Source organism: Arsenophonus endosymbiont of Aphis craccivora, from assembly GCF_013460135.1.
Taxonomy (GTDB): Bacteria; Pseudomonadota; Gammaproteobacteria; order Enterobacterales; family Enterobacteriaceae; genus Arsenophonus; species Arsenophonus nilaparvatae.
Genome location: NZ_CP038155.1, coordinates 2,087,898 through 2,102,652, shown reverse-complemented (window position 1 = coordinate 2,102,652; position 14,755 = coordinate 2,087,898). Strand labels below are relative to the sequence as shown.

Here is a 14,755-nt window from a genome sequence, read left to right as displayed (position 1 = left end):
ATTAACATGTTATATAAAATCAAGTCTGAAATGATATATAATAAAGTTTTACATTGGCTGATTAGCATAAAATATAATTCAAGGTAAAAAAAGCTTGGGGATAACTAAGTTATCAAAATGATAAATATATGTAAATAATTGGTTGTGGATGAAACTGGGTTTTGATTTCTGCTGTCATTGAAACTGTTTTTTTATCCAGTATGATAAAGAAATATTTTTAGTAGAGAGGGTTAGATGAGTAAAGTCTTCAAATTGCATGCTGAATTTCAACCTGCCGGTGATCAGCCTGCAGCGATAAAGAAATTAATCGAAGGTCTTAATGATGGATTGGCTCATCAAACCTTACTTGGTGTCACTGGATCGGGTAAAACATTCACTATCGCTAATGTTATTGAGCAGGTTAACCGCCCGGTAATGGTAATGGCTCACAATAAGACGTTGGCTGCACAATTATATAGTGAGATGAAGGCTTTTTTCCCTGACAATGCGGTGGAATATTTTGTTTCTTATTATGATTATTATCAACCAGAAGCGTATGTTCCAAGCTCCGATACCTTTATTGAAAAAGATGCTTCTATTAACGAACATATTGAACAGATGCGACTCTCTGCCACTAAAGCACTGCTTGAAAGACGTGATGTTATTGTTGTTGCTTCGGTATCAGCGATTTATGGTTTAGGTGATCCTGATAGCTATCTAAAAATGATGCTTCATTTAACCAAAGGTATGATTATTGATCAGCGAGCTATCTTACGCCGTCTGGCCGATTTGCAATATAGCCGCAATGATCAAGCATTTCAGCGAGGTACATTTAGAGTGAGGGGGGAAGTGATTGATATTTTTCCTGCCGAATCAGATCAATATGCGTTAAGAGTTGAATTATTTGATGAGGAAGTAGAACGGCTAGCGCTTTTTGATCCCTTAACCGGACAGATCCAACATAATGTACCGCGATTTACCATTTATCCTAAAACCCACTATGTAACTCCGCGTGAGCGTATCCTTGAAGCCATGGAGCAGATTAAAACTGAATTGGCACAAAGACGTAAATTACTACTGGAAAATAGTAAACTTGTTGAAGAGCAGCGGTTAACACAGCGTACCCAGTTTGATTTAGAGATGATGAATGAATTGGGTTATTGTTCTGGTATTGAAAATTATTCACGTTATCTTTCTGGCCGTGCAACCGGTGAACCACCACCAACGTTGTTTGACTATTTACCCGCAGATGGTTTATTAGTTATTGATGAATCGCATGTCACCATCCCACAGATTGGCGGTATGTATCGTGGTGATCGCTCGCGTAAAGAGACATTGGTAAAATATAGTTTTCGCTTACCTTCTGCGTTGGATAATCGCCCATTACGTTTTGAGGAATTTGAAGCACTTTCCCCACAAACAATTTATATTTCTGCCACGCCAGGTAAGTATGAATTGGAAAAATCGGCAAATGAAATTATTGAGCAAGTTGTGCGGCCAACTGGCTTACTCGATCCAGAAATTGAAGTTCGTCCGGTAGCCACTCAGGTTGATGATCTGTTATCTGAAATCAATTTGCGTACAGCGGTAAATGAACGGGTACTAGTAACAACGTTAACCAAAAGAATGGCAGAAGATTTGACCGATTATCTGCAAGAACATGACATAAAGGTTCGTTATTTGCATTCAGATATTGATACCGTTGAACGGGTCGAAATTATTCGTGATTTGCGATTAGGCGTCTTTGATGTTTTAGTGGGCATCAACTTGTTGCGTGAAGGGTTGGACATGCCAGAGGTATCACTAGTTGCTATCTTAGACGCAGATAAAGAAGGATTTTTACGTTCAGAGCGTTCATTAATTCAAACGATTGGGCGTGCAGCGCGTAACCTGAAAGGTAAAGCTATTTTATATGGCGATAAGGTTATTGATTCAATGGCAAAAGCGATTAAAGAAACGGAACGTCGTCGCGAAAAGCAAATCGCCTTTAATCAACAGCATGGTATTGTACCTAAAGGTTTAAATAAAAAAGTTGGCGATATTTTACAAGTCGGTGTACCAGTATCGGCAAAAGGGAAACATAAACAACCGCAAGTATCACCGATTATCGAAGATTATCAGAAACTTTCGACCAAAGAATTGGAGCTTAAAATTCAGGCGTTAGAAGCACAAATGTATCTTTATGCACAAGATCTTGAATTTGAACAAGCAGCCAGTTTACGCGATCAAATTCAATTGCTACGTGAACAGTTTATTGCTAATTCTTAAAGCATTAGACAATTTTTATCCGCAGTGCGGTGCAGCCACGCCCTCTAAGGCGGGGTGGGTGCCAAGCAAGCCGTTAGCTGGCATTCGGGTAAGGAGATAAGTTAAAAGGTTTAAGTTGATGAATTTTGTGTGCCATGTCTTCAATAGCCTGGCGCAATAAGTCTCGATCATAACGGTAACAGACATTTTGGTCAGCCAGTTTTCTTTGGAGTACGATTCGATCTGGTAGGCTTGATGTATCTGTTACTGGACCAGCGATAACCGCATCAATTTTCTGTTGGCCAATGTGTTTTTCAATCATTGCAATTTTTTCGGTTAGTTGCATATTGGCAGCGGGTTGGTTTAGTTCTTTACCAAGATTACCAATATAGATGATTGCTGCCCGGCATGCTTGTAATGCTTGCGTTAGGTCATTCATTAGCAATAAAGGCATCAGGCTGGTTAAAAAGCTACCTGGGCCAATGATGATCAAATCAGCATTATGGATAGCATCGAGAGCCTCTGGCGTGCAACTTACCTGAGGAGATAACATTAATTTTTGTGGTAGTGAGGTGAGTTGATCAACATTAACTTCGCCATAGATTTTATTGCCCATCAAATCGATTGCCAGTAAATCAGCTGGTTGCTCGGACATAGGAATAAGATGCGCCTTCACTTTTAAGAGACTACGGATTAAGTTGATCGCATCTAACGGCCTAACACTGAGATGATCAAGTGATTTTAGCATTAAGTTACCCTGATTATGGCCACCAAGTTCACCGTTACCGGCAAAACGATATTCAAACATAGTTGATGCAATCGACGGTTCCGTAATTAATTGGTTTAAACAGTTGCGCGTATCTCCCCAGGCAATACCACCTTCAGAACGGCGAATTAGACCGGTAGAGCCACCATCATCAGTTGTAGTGACAATCCCTGTTAATTGAGAATTTAGAAAGGCAAGGGATGACATCACCCGACCCAAGCCATGACCACCACCCAGCGCGACAACTTGCCCTAAATTATTAAGAATACTGCGATTATGCATTACTTCCCCTATTTTATTATTTGCTGATAGGGTTTGACATAATTGATTATCAAATATCAGACCTTATTAAATTAACGTGATATTAAACAATAACTTTGTCATTCTTTTATATTACATTATTTTCAGCTAATTGATTAACTTGTTGAATTGCAAAATATAGATTTGAGTGCTTAATCGCTTTTTTAAATATTTAGCAATAAGATTTATAGCAATCATTACATTACGCTATTATTGTATGTGGTGTTATTAACTCCTAGCCTTTTTACCTAAGTTTGTGAACTTAACATTTAAATAGGGTATTGAGGCCGTGGCATTTATCAGCCACCAGGGTGCAAGGTAGAAATGCCTGCATCTCCAGTATTTGGAAAGGCGTTATTATGACTCAACTTATTGATACTTTTGCCCGTAAATTCTACTACTTAAGACTATCCATAACGGATGTATGTAATTTTCGCTGCACATATTGTCTACCTAATGGATATAAACCGAATGGTGATCAAGCCTTTTGATCGTTGCAGGAAATTGCTTTTCTGACTAAATCTTTCGCTGAGCTTGGTACCGAAAAAATTCGCTTAACCGGCGGCTAACCCACCATGCGCCGTGATTTTATTGACATTATTGCTACAATCAAACAAAACCATGCGATTAAGAAAATTGCCCTAACTACTAATGGTTATCGACTAGCCAAAAATGTTAGCCAGTGGAAAAATGCCGGTTTAACGGACATTAATGTCAGTGTTGATAGTCTTGATCCGCGACAGTTTTTAGCCATTACCGGGCAAGATAAATTTTTTAAGTCATGGCCGGGATTGATGCTGCTTTAGAGGCAGGTTATGAAAAAATAAAAGTCAATGTTGTGTTGATGAAAAACATCAATGACAGTAATTTAGCGAGTTTTATCAACTGGATCAAACTGCGGCCAATCCAACTACGATTTATTGAATTAATGGAAACTGACGAGAGTGATAAAATATTTCGTCGTCACCATGTCTCAGGCGAAAAGATCCGGCGGCGGTTATTAGAGCAAAATTGGCAGCAAATACCACGCTGTCGTTCTGATGGACCGGCCCAGGTTTTTAAGCACCCTGATTACTATGGTGAAATTGGTTTAATCATGCCTTATGAGCAGAATTTTTGTCAAAGTTGTAATCGCTTACGGGTCTCTTCTATCGGTCATCTTCATCTCTGTCTGTTTGGCGAGCGCAGTATTATTTTACGCGATCTATTGGTTGATGCATCCCAATCTGAGGCATTAAAAGCACGTATTCGGGCAGAATTACAGTTAAAACGTGCAAGCCATTTTCTTCATCAAGGAGATAGTGGTATCACGTCAAATCTTTCAATTATTGGGGGATAAATGCGATTTTTAGCGATCTCAAGGAGCTTAAAATGTCTCAATTAACCCATATCAACTCAGTGGGTGAGGCGCATATGGTGGATGTGGCTGCTAAAGCGGAAACCATACGTGAAGCGCGGGCTGAAGCATTTATAACAATGAATGCTAAGACGCTTAATATGATTATCAATGGTAGTCATCATAAAGGTGATGTTTTTGCTACCGCTAGGATTGCTGGCATTCAGGCCGCCAAAAAAACGTGGGATCTGATCCCGCTTTGCCATCCACTATTACTCATTAAAGTGGAAGTTTTACTGGAAGCACAAACAAGCAATAATAGCATTCGAATTGAGTCATATTGTCGGTTATCCGGTAAAACTGGAGTTGAAATGGAAGCGTTGACCGCTGCATCAATTGCCGCATTAACCATTTATGATATGTGTAAAGCGGTGCAGAACGATATGGTGATTAGTACGGTTAGATTATTGGAAAAAACGGGTGGTAAATCCGGTGATTTTAAGGTAACACCATGATTAAAGTGCTTTTCTTTGCCCAAGTCCGTGAATTGACAGGCACTGATAGGTTAGAGTTAGAAAATCGTTATTCCACCGTAGAAGAATTACGTGATGCATTAAGCCAACGTGGAGAGCGCTGGGCATTAGCACTAGATCACAAAAAACTGCTTTTTGCGGTCAATCATACCTTTGTACAGTCAGAGCATCCATTCACTGCTGGCGATGAAATCGCATTTTTTCCACCGGTAACGGGAGGATCAATGACAAATACACGATTGCTTATTCAACAAGCGAATTTTAATGTTGGTGAACAATATGAATGGTTAGCACAATGTTATGATGATGGTGCGGTGGTTACTTTCACTGGTAAAGTGCGTAATCACAACTTGGGTGATAGTATTAACACCCTCACTCTTGAACATTATCCAGTCATGACAGAGAAAGCGTTACAGGATATTGTCAATGAAGCGCGTGGTCGTTGGCAGTTGCAACGTATCTGTATTATTCATCGGATTGGTACTTTACAGCCAGGTGAGGAAATCGTGTTTGTGGGTGTTACTAGCGGTCATCGTAGTAGCGCTTTTTTAGCGGCAGAATTTATTATGGATTATATGAAAACAAAAGCGCCATTTTGGAAAAAAAGAGCATTTAGCGCAAGGACAAAACAGTCGTTGGGTTGAGGCCAGAGCGAGTGATCAAGCCGCATTTCAGCGTTGGTAACACAATTTTTATTGAATTTATTTCAATTTATTGAAATTTAGCTAAATAAAGTAAAAGTAATGTAAAACCTTCTCTTATTTGCGCATATCAAACCATGGTTTTATCCAGAAATTATGATAGACTTAACTTAAGTTTACTGAGTTATTTAGTTTACTAAATAGCTTTATCTTTAACGCAAGTGATGAGGGTAATCATCATCAATCGATTTGAACATCAAAATGATTCGATCGTCCAGCGCGCTGGCGCAGGTATTCAAACCTATATGGCGCAATTATACGGCTGGATGACGGTAGGTTTGTTATTAACTGCGTTTGTTGCTTGGTATGCGATTAATAATAGTAATATTATTATGTATCTGGCGACGCATAGTTGGGTATTGATAGGCCTCATTGTTGCTGAATTTGCATTAGTCATAGGATTATCATTTCTGTTGCCCAAATTGAGTGGCTCGCTGGCAACGGCCATGTTTATGCTCTACTCGGCGCTGACAGGCTTAACCATTTCTCTCGTATTAGTTGCCTACACTGGCGCTTCGGTTGCCAGCACCTTCTTTATCACTGCTGCTATGTTTGGGGCACTTAGTTTTTATGGTTATACAACCAAACGTAGCTTAAGTGGTATGGGTAGTTTTTTATTTATGGCACTAATAGGGCTAATTATTGCTTCATTGGTCAATATTTGGCTGCAAAGTTCTGGCTTAACGTTGGTTATCACCTACGCCGGTGTATTAATTTTTGCAGGTTTGACGGCTTATGATACACAAAAACTGAAAGACATGGGTAGCCCAATTGATAGTCGTGATCAAGAAGGTATGCGTAAATACGCTATTCTTGGTGCATTGACACTCTATTTAGATTTTATTAACTTGTTCTTAATGATGTTACGTATTCTAGGCGATCGTCGTTAATTTAATCTGTTTGTTAAAAAAATCCTGCTGATAATGTTAGCGGGATTTTTTATTTTACCATTTAGGCAATTTTTCGGCGAAATAACCAATAAGCCCGGCCTGTGGTAAATAATGAAATAATCAGTAATGGCCACAAATTGTGCCATAGTACGGCCAAATCGGCATTTTTTAAATAAATTTGTTTAGTAATATCAGTAAAATGTCGAATAGGATTGATCCAGGTGACATTTTGTAACCAAACCGGCATATTTTCTATAGGTGAGACGTAACCTGATAGCAATATTGACGGCATCATAAAGACAAACACACCAATAAACGCTTGTTGCTGAGTTGAGCATATAGCGGAGATCAATAAACCAAAACCCACTAATGACAAACCATAAATTGCCATCGTAGTATAAACAATGAACCGGAAAATGGAATGTTGTAACAGAAAATCCCGATAATCAGCACCAATGTTGCCTGAAAGGTGGCAATAAGTAATGCTGGCACTACTTTACCGATAAAGATCTGCCAGGTGTCAGGGGTGAAACCAGTAACTGATCCAGTGTGCCGTGTTCACGCTCACGGGCAATTGACAATGAAGTGACAATTAATACACCAATGGTAGTAATTAATGCTACCAAGGATGGAACAATAAACCATTTGTAATCAAGATTAGGGTTATACCAATGACGAATAATTAATTCGCTATTATTATGCGCTATCTGCTGGTTTGTTAATTGTTGTTGATAATTTTCAATAACCTGGCTAACTGTGTTAGCGGTGATTTGAGCACTATTAGAATTTTTACCATCAAGTATTAGTTGAACCGGCGTCGATTTTCTTTGTGCCAGTTGAGCACTAAAATTTTGCGGAAAATGTACCACTAAAAGTGCTTTACGATTATTGATTGTTTCAGCAACTTGTAGATTATTATTAAGTAGTAAGACTTTAGAGAAAGTCGTCGATTTTGCCAATCGTTGTTTTAATTCAATCGAATCTTGGCCTTTATCCGCATTAAAGATAGCTATTGTAGTGTTAGTGACAGCTAAAGTAGCGGCCAGTGGAAATAAGATCATTTGGAAAATAACCGGTAGGATCAATATTGCGCGGGTTTGAGGCTCTTGTAGTAGTGACTGTAATTCTTTGATAATCAGTGTATAGAGACGGTGTAGCATATTCTCTCCCTAATCAAGTCTGCGACGCGTTTTTAATGCAGTTAGCCCAATAAAGATGATGGCGGTGGTGGCTAATAACAGAAAAGTGGTCAACAGGACAACATAAATGTCACCGGCCAGAAATAGAGTTTGTAAACTACGAATAACTATCGGCATACTATCAATTTCAAAAATAAACTCTGACAACATGATGGCAGGTAAAAAAGCGGCATTTAATGCAACGATAGCGGCGTTAAATTGGTTACTGGTTCAGGTAGATATCAGTAATCCCATGCCAAGGGCAGTAGCCAGGTAGAGACTGGTAATAATAAATAACAACCAGAGTGAACCACGATAAGGAATATGCAAAATAAAGACCGTGACTAACATGCAAAGTAGCATGACAAAGGTGCCTAACAATTGATAAGGTAATAGTTTGGAAAGCAGCAATTATGTGCGGGTTATTTGGGTGGCAAGTAGGGCTTCCATTGTGCCGCGTTCCCACTCGCGGGCAACCACCAATGAAGTCAGAATGGCACCGACTACGGTAATAATGATACTGATTGCACCTGGAATAATAAAATGTTGGCTAATGGCTGCTGGATTAAACCAGAAGCGTAATTCAGTAACAATTAATGGTTGAGTAGCATAAACGGCGTTTTCACCTTGTTGCTGCTGCCAGGTTTGCCAAATGCATTTAGCATAAGCCTGTACAAAATAGTCGGTATTCGGCTCACTACCATCGGTAATAACCTGGATCGATGCATGCCCTAAGGGACGATTAAGCTGGCTGGCAAAATCAACCGGGATCACTACCATACCGCGGATTTCGCCTGCTTGCATTTTATCTATTAGCAATTTTCGATTATCGCTAATTGTCGCATCAATAAAATGGGACCCGGTAAAGGTAGCGACAAATTCTCGCACTTGATTATTTTGTTGATTGACCAAAATGCCAAGCCGTAATTTACTTGAATCCAGATTAATGCAGTAGCCAAAAATAAATAGCAGCATTAATGGAATAACGACGGCAATCAGCGCACTACTGGGGTCACGTAAAATCTGTTTACTTTCTTTAATACACAGGGCCTGTAAACGACGCCAGGAAAACTGTGCTTCGTGGGTTGATTTTTTTTCTGTTTGGCTCATTGTTTCCCTCGGTCATAGTTAACTATCAAACTAATAAAAGCCTGTTCCATCGACGGATCCGGATTTTCTGCCGTGGCGATTTGGCTTTTTAATTCATCGGGTGTGCCAGCAGCAATAATTTTACCGTGGTAAACTAAGCCAATTCGATCGCAATATTCCGCTTCGTCCATAAAGTGAGTGGTAACCATTACTGTAACGTCTTTATTTACCATGCCGTTAATATGTAACCAAAATTCTCTTCGCGTCAGGGGATCCAAACCTGAAGTGGGTTCATCCAAGAAAAGTATGTCCGGTTCATGCATCAACGAGCAGGCTAAGGCTAGTTGCTGTTTGAAGCCTAATGGCAATTCATCGGTGGTTTGTTGCAGTATTGGATTTAAATTAAAGGCCTTGATCATGTTACTGATTTTTTGCTGTTGCTGATTGCCACTAAGGCCATAAATACCAGAGAAAAATTTTAAGTTCTGAGCAACTGTTAAATTACCGTACAGTGAAAATTTTTGCGCCATATAGCCAAGATGTTGGCGAGCTTTATTCGAGCTTATTTTTAGATCCATCCCCAAGACTAATGCCCTGCCTGTGCTTGGTACCATTAATCCGCACATCATTTTAAATGTTGTTGATTTGCCAGCGCCATTAGGACCTAGCAAGCCAAAAATTTCACCGCGTTTAACCGTAAAGTTAACATTATTCGTAGCGGCAAAGTCACCGAATAGTTTGCTCAATGACGGTTTCAGTCGGATCAGCTGGAATTTGCGGCATAATTTCCGCAAGCTCAGAACGTTGCGATGGGCTACCACCTAATAAATCAATAAAAGCATCTTCGAAACGGGGTTTAGCGGTAATAAGTTTACTATTCGCTAAATTTAGACTGGCAAGGAAATCGGTTTGCTGGTTGTTTTGTTTTAAGATCAGGCGAATACAGTGCCCTTGGATAACACAATCGGTAGTTTGTGGTAATAATAGTGCATCTTGTAAGTATGCGCGGCGTTTTGATGTTGGAACTTGCAGTAAAAATGAGCGTCCAGCCATTTTATTAGTTAATGCCTGCGGTATCCCCCGATAAAGTAGTTGCCCTTGATTTAACAGTAAAATATCTCGGCATTGTTCAGCTTCATCTAAGTAGGATGTACTCCAAAGGATCAGCATACCATCGCTTGCCAGTTCATGAACCATTCGCCAAAGCTCTTGACGTGCAATAGGATCAACACCCACGCCAGGTTCATCTAGCAACAGGATTTTTGGCCGACTGATTAATGTACAGGCCAGGCCAAGCTTCTGTTTAATGCCCCCGGACAGTTTACCTGCCAGTCGTTGGGTAAAACGGCTAAGGTCGGTAAAATCTAGTAATTGCTGATAGATTTGTTGGCGGCTTTCTCCTATCACGCCACATAAACTGGCATATAGATCCAGATTTTCTTGTACGGTGAGATCTTCATAAAGACCAAATTTTTGTGGCATATAACCAAGATGGCGACGGACGTCAACACCTTGACTAATCGGATCTAAGCCCATAATAGTGATATTACCGCTATCTGGTTTTAATAAACCAGCCAGCATACGCATTAGCGTTGTTTTTCCTGCACCATCAGGTCCAACTAAGCCGGTCACTGAACCTCCGGTGATCTCAGTGGTGAGTTTTGCCACCGCAGGTGAAGCTAAACCAGAAAAGCGTTTTTCGACCTCAGTCAATGTAATCTTATGAACAGTATTGACCATTCATTAAGCCTTAGTGTTTTTTTTCTGCAAAATGAAGCGTCACCGGCATACCCTGGCGCAACATATCGTCAGCATCATTAACAATGACCCGAATACGATAAACTAAATCGGTACGTAAGTCGGTGGTTTGTACACTTTTAGGCGTAAACTCTGCGGTTAGTGAGACAAAACCGATAGTGCCATGATAGGGTTGATATGGACGCCTGTCGGTATAAAGTAATACTTCTCGCCCAGGTATTGCTTCGCCGAGATAAGGTGCACTGACATAAGCTCTAACCCAGACAGGTCGGATCAATGAAACGGTAAAAACAGTGCTGCCGGCAGTAAGAATAGTCCCTGGCTCAATGGCACGGGTTAGGATAGTACCCGGCGAGGGTGTGGTTAGTATCGTATCTGCCAGATCCAGCTGTGCTTGCGCTAATGCAGTGACCGCCTGTTCCCATTCACCTCGCGCGGCGGCTATTTCTTCAGTACGATAGCCGGTCTGAAATTGATTTAATTTATCTTTTGCTGCATTTAGCGCTGCAAGCGCTTGGTTGCGATTATTTTTCGCATTTTCCAAGTCATTGGCGGAAATCACCCGTTGTGTCCAAAGCCCTTGTTGGCGTTGGTAAAAACTATTAGCATACTTCCAGGCTGCTTGCCGTTGCGCCCCTTCGGCTTCAACCTGATCAATTTCTTGGCTACGATAACCACTTTCTAACATATCTAATTTGGCTTTTGCGCTAGCAAGAATACCTGTCGCTCGTTGCAGGCTATTTTGATAGGGAGTATTATCAAGAGAAGCTAAGATCTGACCGGCGCTAATTTTATCCCATTCATCGACATTCAGTGTCTGAAGTTTACCGTTGACTCTGAAACTTAAGTTGACCGTTCTAATATCAACATTACCATACAGAATGAGCGTTTTATTCTGATAGGTTTGATAGTAGTAGTATCCAGCCACTATAATAACGATAAGTAGGCAGATGATAGCAATAGATAATAAGCGCAGATTTTTTTTCATAGCATCCTTAAAATAGTTCAATAATATGGAATAAAATAAGGTTATGCATATTTAATTTTATCAGGTTAATGGTTATTTGATGAATTTATGTTAATTATTTTATTTCGTTTTTATTAGTTGGTGATAGCGGTTGCCAGTAATCAGTTATTTTACTGTCATTAACCGCCATTTTTAATAGCTTATAGTGATGGTTTTTATATTCAGTTGACTGAAATTAAGTCAACTGAAACTTGGAGTATTTTATATTTATGTGTTTTAACTCATTGGGTTTATCTGAAGAGATCTTATCGGCGATTAAAGCGGTCGGATACGAAAAGCCGCCTTTAATTCAGCCGCAGTCGATCCCAGCCATATTAGCTGGAAAAGATCTGTTGGCCAGCGCGCAAACAGGAACAGGTAAAACCGCCGGATTTGTTTTACCTATATTACATCATCTTAGTCATACGCCTGTTGTTGTAAAAGGCAAAAAACCGGTCAGGGCGTTAATTTTGGCACCAACTCCTGAATTAGCCCGCTCAGGTTGGAGAAAATGTGCGTGAATATAGCCAATTTTTGTGCTTAAAATCGCTGGTGGTTTTTGGTGGTGTTAGTATCAACCCACAAATGATGAAATTACTGGGAGGAGTTGACATTTTAGTGGCGGCAACCCCAGGTCGTTTGCTTGATTTAGTGCAGCAAAATACCGTTAGTTTGTCAAAGGTTGAGATTTTAGTATTAGATGAAGCTGATCGAATGTTAGATATGGGATTTATTCATGATATTCGACGGATATTAAATAAATTACCGGCAAAACGCCAAAATTTACTTTTTTCAGCCACTTTTTCTAACCAAATTAAACAGTTGGCAAATGGCTTACTGCATAATCCGACCATATTGGAAGTGGCACCACGTAATTCCGCTTCACAGCAGGTCAAACAGCTTATTCATTTTGTTGATAAGAGACGTAAAGCTGAATTGCTTTCTTATCTGATTGGCAGTGAAAACTGGCAGCAGGTATTGGTTTTCACCCGCACTAAATTTGGCGCTAATCGCTTAACTGAACATCTGATTAAGGATGGCATGAAAGCGATGGCGATCCATGGTAATAAAAGCCAAGGCGCGCGAACGCGGGCGCTGGTAGATTTTAAATCAGGCGCGATTAGAGTTTTGGTAGCAACCGATATTGCTGCCAGGGGATTGGACATTGAACAGCTACCCTATGTGGTGAATTACGAATTACCCAATGTAGCAGAGGATTATGTCCATCGCATTGGGCGTACTGGGCGGGCGGCAGCGACTGGTTTAGCAGTTTCGCTAGTTGCTATTGATGAGCAAAGTTTATTAATAGCGATTGAGCGATTGTTAAAACAGAGTATCCCGCGTATGGCACTCGCAGGCTATGAACCTGATCCGGCTATTAAGCCAGAACCAACGCCAAAAAAGAGCCCAGCAAGCAAACAACGCAGACATAAATCGGTAGCAAAAGCTTCTCATGCTAAGAGTAAACCACTAAAACAACCGACAACCAGCAACGTTAATACTAAAGCTTTAGCACCAAAAAAATCCAGGTAGCGGATAAATGCGAATATTACTCGCCCCGATGAAAGGGGTTCTCGACTCTTTGGTGCGTCAGCTATTAACTGAAGTTAACGAATATGATCTTTGTATCACCGAATTTTTGCGGGTGGTGGATAGTTTATTGCCAACCAAAACATTTTATCGAATTTGCCCTGAATTATATCAAGCAAGTACAACTGTATCAGGTACATTAGTACGTATTCAATTACTGGGTCAGCATCCGCAATGGTTAGCTGAAAATGCGGCACTAGCAGTAGAGTTAGGCTCTTGGGGGGTGGATTTCAATTGTGGCTGCCCGTCTCCGACAGTTAATGGCCATGGCGGTGGGGCGGCAGTACCTACGAATTTACCTACTTCAGTAAAAGTCAGGTTAGGTTGGGATGATCGTTGTCTGGCATTTGAAATTGTCGATGCTGTGCAACAGGCTGGCACGACAGAAATTATCATTCATGGTCGAACTAAGGCCGAGGGGTATCGGGCAGAAAAAATCGATTGGCTAACCATCGGCCAGATACGCCAAAAATTCACTATACCGGTTATCGCCAATGGCGAAATTTGGGATTGGCATAGTGCAAATGAGTGCAGGGCGATAACCGGCTGTGACGAGTTGATGATTGGCCGAGGTGGATTACATGTTCCTAACCTGGCTCAAGTGATCAAATATCAAGCTGAACCGATGGTTTTGGCCGCAGGTTATGCAAATTCTGTTTAAATATATTCAGCTGGAAAAACAAGGTGATAGAGGTCAATATCACGCAGCGCGTATTAAACAGTGGTTAGGTTATTTGCGTAAAAAGTATGTTGAAGCGGCTGAGTTATTTAATCAGATCAGATTAGAGAAAAAATCAGCCGCTATTGCTAATATAATTGAACGTCATACTTTTTGTTGACTTGTCACAACCATAGTTAAAAAACAGTATAAAATACAACATATTATAAGACACCTAATCGACTAATATAAAATGATTATCACAAATTTTTGATAAAAAATCGCTTATCTATTTGCATTTCTGGCGGTTAGGTTCTTTACTAAAAAGTGTTCATATATTTGAAATGTTAGCAAGTTAGTTTTTTAACTTATTTGATATGTTGGATATTTCGGAGGGTGTGTATGGGTAGTTTGTCCTGGGTTATTTTTGGTTTGATCGCTGGTATTATTGCTAAGTGGGTCATGCCAGGTGCTTACAATATGGGGATTATCATGACCATTATCCTCGGTATTGTCGGCGCAGTTGTCGGCGGTTATATCAGTACCTTCTTTGGTAAAGGCAAAGTGGATGGCTTTAATTTAAGCAGTTTTATTGTTGCCGTAATTGGTGCTATTGTTGTCCTTTTTATCGCCGGAATGGTCGGTCGCCCATAGCCCACTATCTAAAGATAATAAGCATTTCTCATATAAAAACATAACTGCTAAACTGGCAGTTATGTTTTTA

Annotated in this window: 6 protein-coding genes, 8 pseudogenes and 1 riboswitch; of the genes and pseudogenes, 9 read left to right on the top strand and 5 right to left on the bottom strand. The window is 40.2% G+C overall.

Features of this window, described 5'->3' with window-relative positions; genetic code table 11:
* Window positions 1–234 precede the first annotated feature (234 nt).
* The gene (gene uvrB / locus E3U36_RS10660) at window positions 235–2,247 is read left to right on the top strand and encodes an excinuclease ABC subunit UvrB (protein WP_180816504.1); all 2,013 of its coding nucleotides are present in this window, start codon (window positions 235–237) and stop codon (window positions 2,245–2,247) included.
* Window positions 2,248–2,320: 73 nt separating this feature from the next.
* On the opposite strand, the gene E3U36_RS10655 is transcribed toward uvrB, so the two are convergent.
* Entirely contained in the window at window positions 2,321–3,274 is a 954-nt protein-coding gene (locus tag E3U36_RS10655; RefSeq protein WP_180816503.1) for a gluconeogenesis factor YvcK family protein, read from the bottom strand.
* Window positions 3,275–3,512: 238 nt separating this feature from the next.
* A riboswitch (molybdenum cofactor riboswitch) is annotated at window positions 3,513–3,662 on the top strand.
* On the opposite strand from E3U36_RS10655, the pseudogene moaA reads away from it, so the two are divergent.
* From moaA to E3U36_RS10630, 5 genes and pseudogenes are all read left to right on the top strand, one after another.
* Window positions 3,652–4,631: pseudogene (gene moaA / locus E3U36_RS10650) on the top strand (GTP 3',8-cyclase MoaA). (Overlaps the previous riboswitch by 11 nt.)
* Before the next feature lie 32 nt (window positions 4,632–4,663).
* Window positions 4,664–5,143 carry a cyclic pyranopterin monophosphate synthase MoaC gene (moaC, locus tag E3U36_RS10645; RefSeq protein ID WP_180816502.1) on the top strand — a complete coding sequence of 160 codons (480 nt, stop codon included), beginning with the start codon at window positions 4,664–4,666 and terminating at the stop codon, window positions 5,141–5,143.
* Window positions 5,140–5,370, top strand: a pseudogene (gene moaD / locus E3U36_RS10640) (molybdopterin synthase sulfur carrier subunit); the annotation flags it as partial. The gene moaC and the pseudogene moaD, both read left to right, overlap by 4 nt.
* A 15-nt stretch (window positions 5,371–5,385) precedes the next feature.
* Window positions 5,386–5,845 (top strand): annotated as a pseudogene (gene moaE / locus E3U36_RS10635) (molybdopterin synthase catalytic subunit MoaE).
* A 196-nt stretch (window positions 5,846–6,041) separates the two neighbouring features.
* A complete protein-coding gene (locus tag E3U36_RS10630) occupies window positions 6,042–6,752 on the top strand; it encodes a Bax inhibitor-1/YccA family protein (protein WP_180817639.1) in 711 nt (236 codons plus the stop codon).
* 61 nt (window positions 6,753–6,813) lie between these two features.
* Here the strand turns inward: E3U36_RS10630 and E3U36_RS10625 are convergent.
* The 4 genes and pseudogenes from E3U36_RS10625 to hlyD form a co-directional block, all read right to left on the bottom strand.
* Window positions 6,814–7,912 (bottom strand): annotated as a pseudogene (locus tag E3U36_RS10625) (ABC transporter permease).
* A 9-nt stretch (window positions 7,913–7,921) separates the two neighbouring features.
* Window positions 7,922–9,040, bottom strand: a pseudogene (locus tag E3U36_RS10620) (ABC transporter permease).
* A pseudogene (locus tag E3U36_RS10615) lies at window positions 9,037–10,759 on the bottom strand (ATP-binding cassette domain-containing protein). The pseudogenes E3U36_RS10620 and E3U36_RS10615 overlap by 4 nt, the downstream one beginning before the upstream one ends.
* Window positions 10,760–10,769: 10 nt before the next feature.
* Window positions 10,770–11,765: a secretion protein HlyD gene (gene hlyD, locus E3U36_RS10610; RefSeq protein ID WP_180816501.1), complete on the bottom strand. Its 996-nt coding sequence runs from the start codon at window positions 11,763–11,765 to the stop codon at window positions 10,770–10,772.
* A gap of 248 nt (window positions 11,766–12,013) precedes the next feature.
* Between hlyD and E3U36_RS10605 the strand changes: the two are divergent.
* The 3 genes and pseudogenes from E3U36_RS10605 to E3U36_RS10595 all read left to right on the top strand — a co-directional run bounded on the left by E3U36_RS10605 (window position 12,014) and on the right by E3U36_RS10595 (window position 14,685).
* Window positions 12,014–13,316: pseudogene (locus E3U36_RS10605) on the top strand (DEAD/DEAH box helicase).
* 7 nt (window positions 13,317–13,323) lie between these two features.
* Window positions 13,324–14,212: pseudogene (gene dusC / locus E3U36_RS10600) on the top strand (tRNA dihydrouridine(16) synthase DusC).
* A 221-nt stretch (window positions 14,213–14,433) separates the two neighbouring features.
* The gene (locus E3U36_RS10595; RefSeq protein ID WP_180816500.1) at window positions 14,434–14,685 is read left to right on the top strand and encodes a GlsB/YeaQ/YmgE family stress response membrane protein; all 252 of its coding nucleotides are present in this window, start codon (window positions 14,434–14,436) and stop codon (window positions 14,683–14,685) included.
* The last annotated feature ends 70 nt before the right edge of the window (window positions 14,686–14,755 follow it).

Coding starts and splice junctions, on each gene's coding strand:
- E3U36_RS10655 (WP_180816503.1), bottom strand. CDS start 3,274: ATGCATAATCGCAGTATTCTTAATAATTTAGGGCAAGTTGTCGCGCTG.
- moaC (WP_180816502.1), top strand. CDS start 4,664: ATGTCTCAATTAACCCATATCAACTCAGTGGGTGAGGCGCATATGGTG.
- E3U36_RS10595 (WP_180816500.1), top strand. CDS start 14,434: ATGGGTAGTTTGTCCTGGGTTATTTTTGGTTTGATCGCTGGTATTATT.
- hlyD (WP_180816501.1), bottom strand. CDS start 11,765: ATGAAAAAAAATCTGCGCTTATTATCTATTGCTATCATCTGCCTACTT.
- uvrB (WP_180816504.1), top strand. CDS start 235: ATGAGTAAAGTCTTCAAATTGCATGCTGAATTTCAACCTGCCGGTGAT.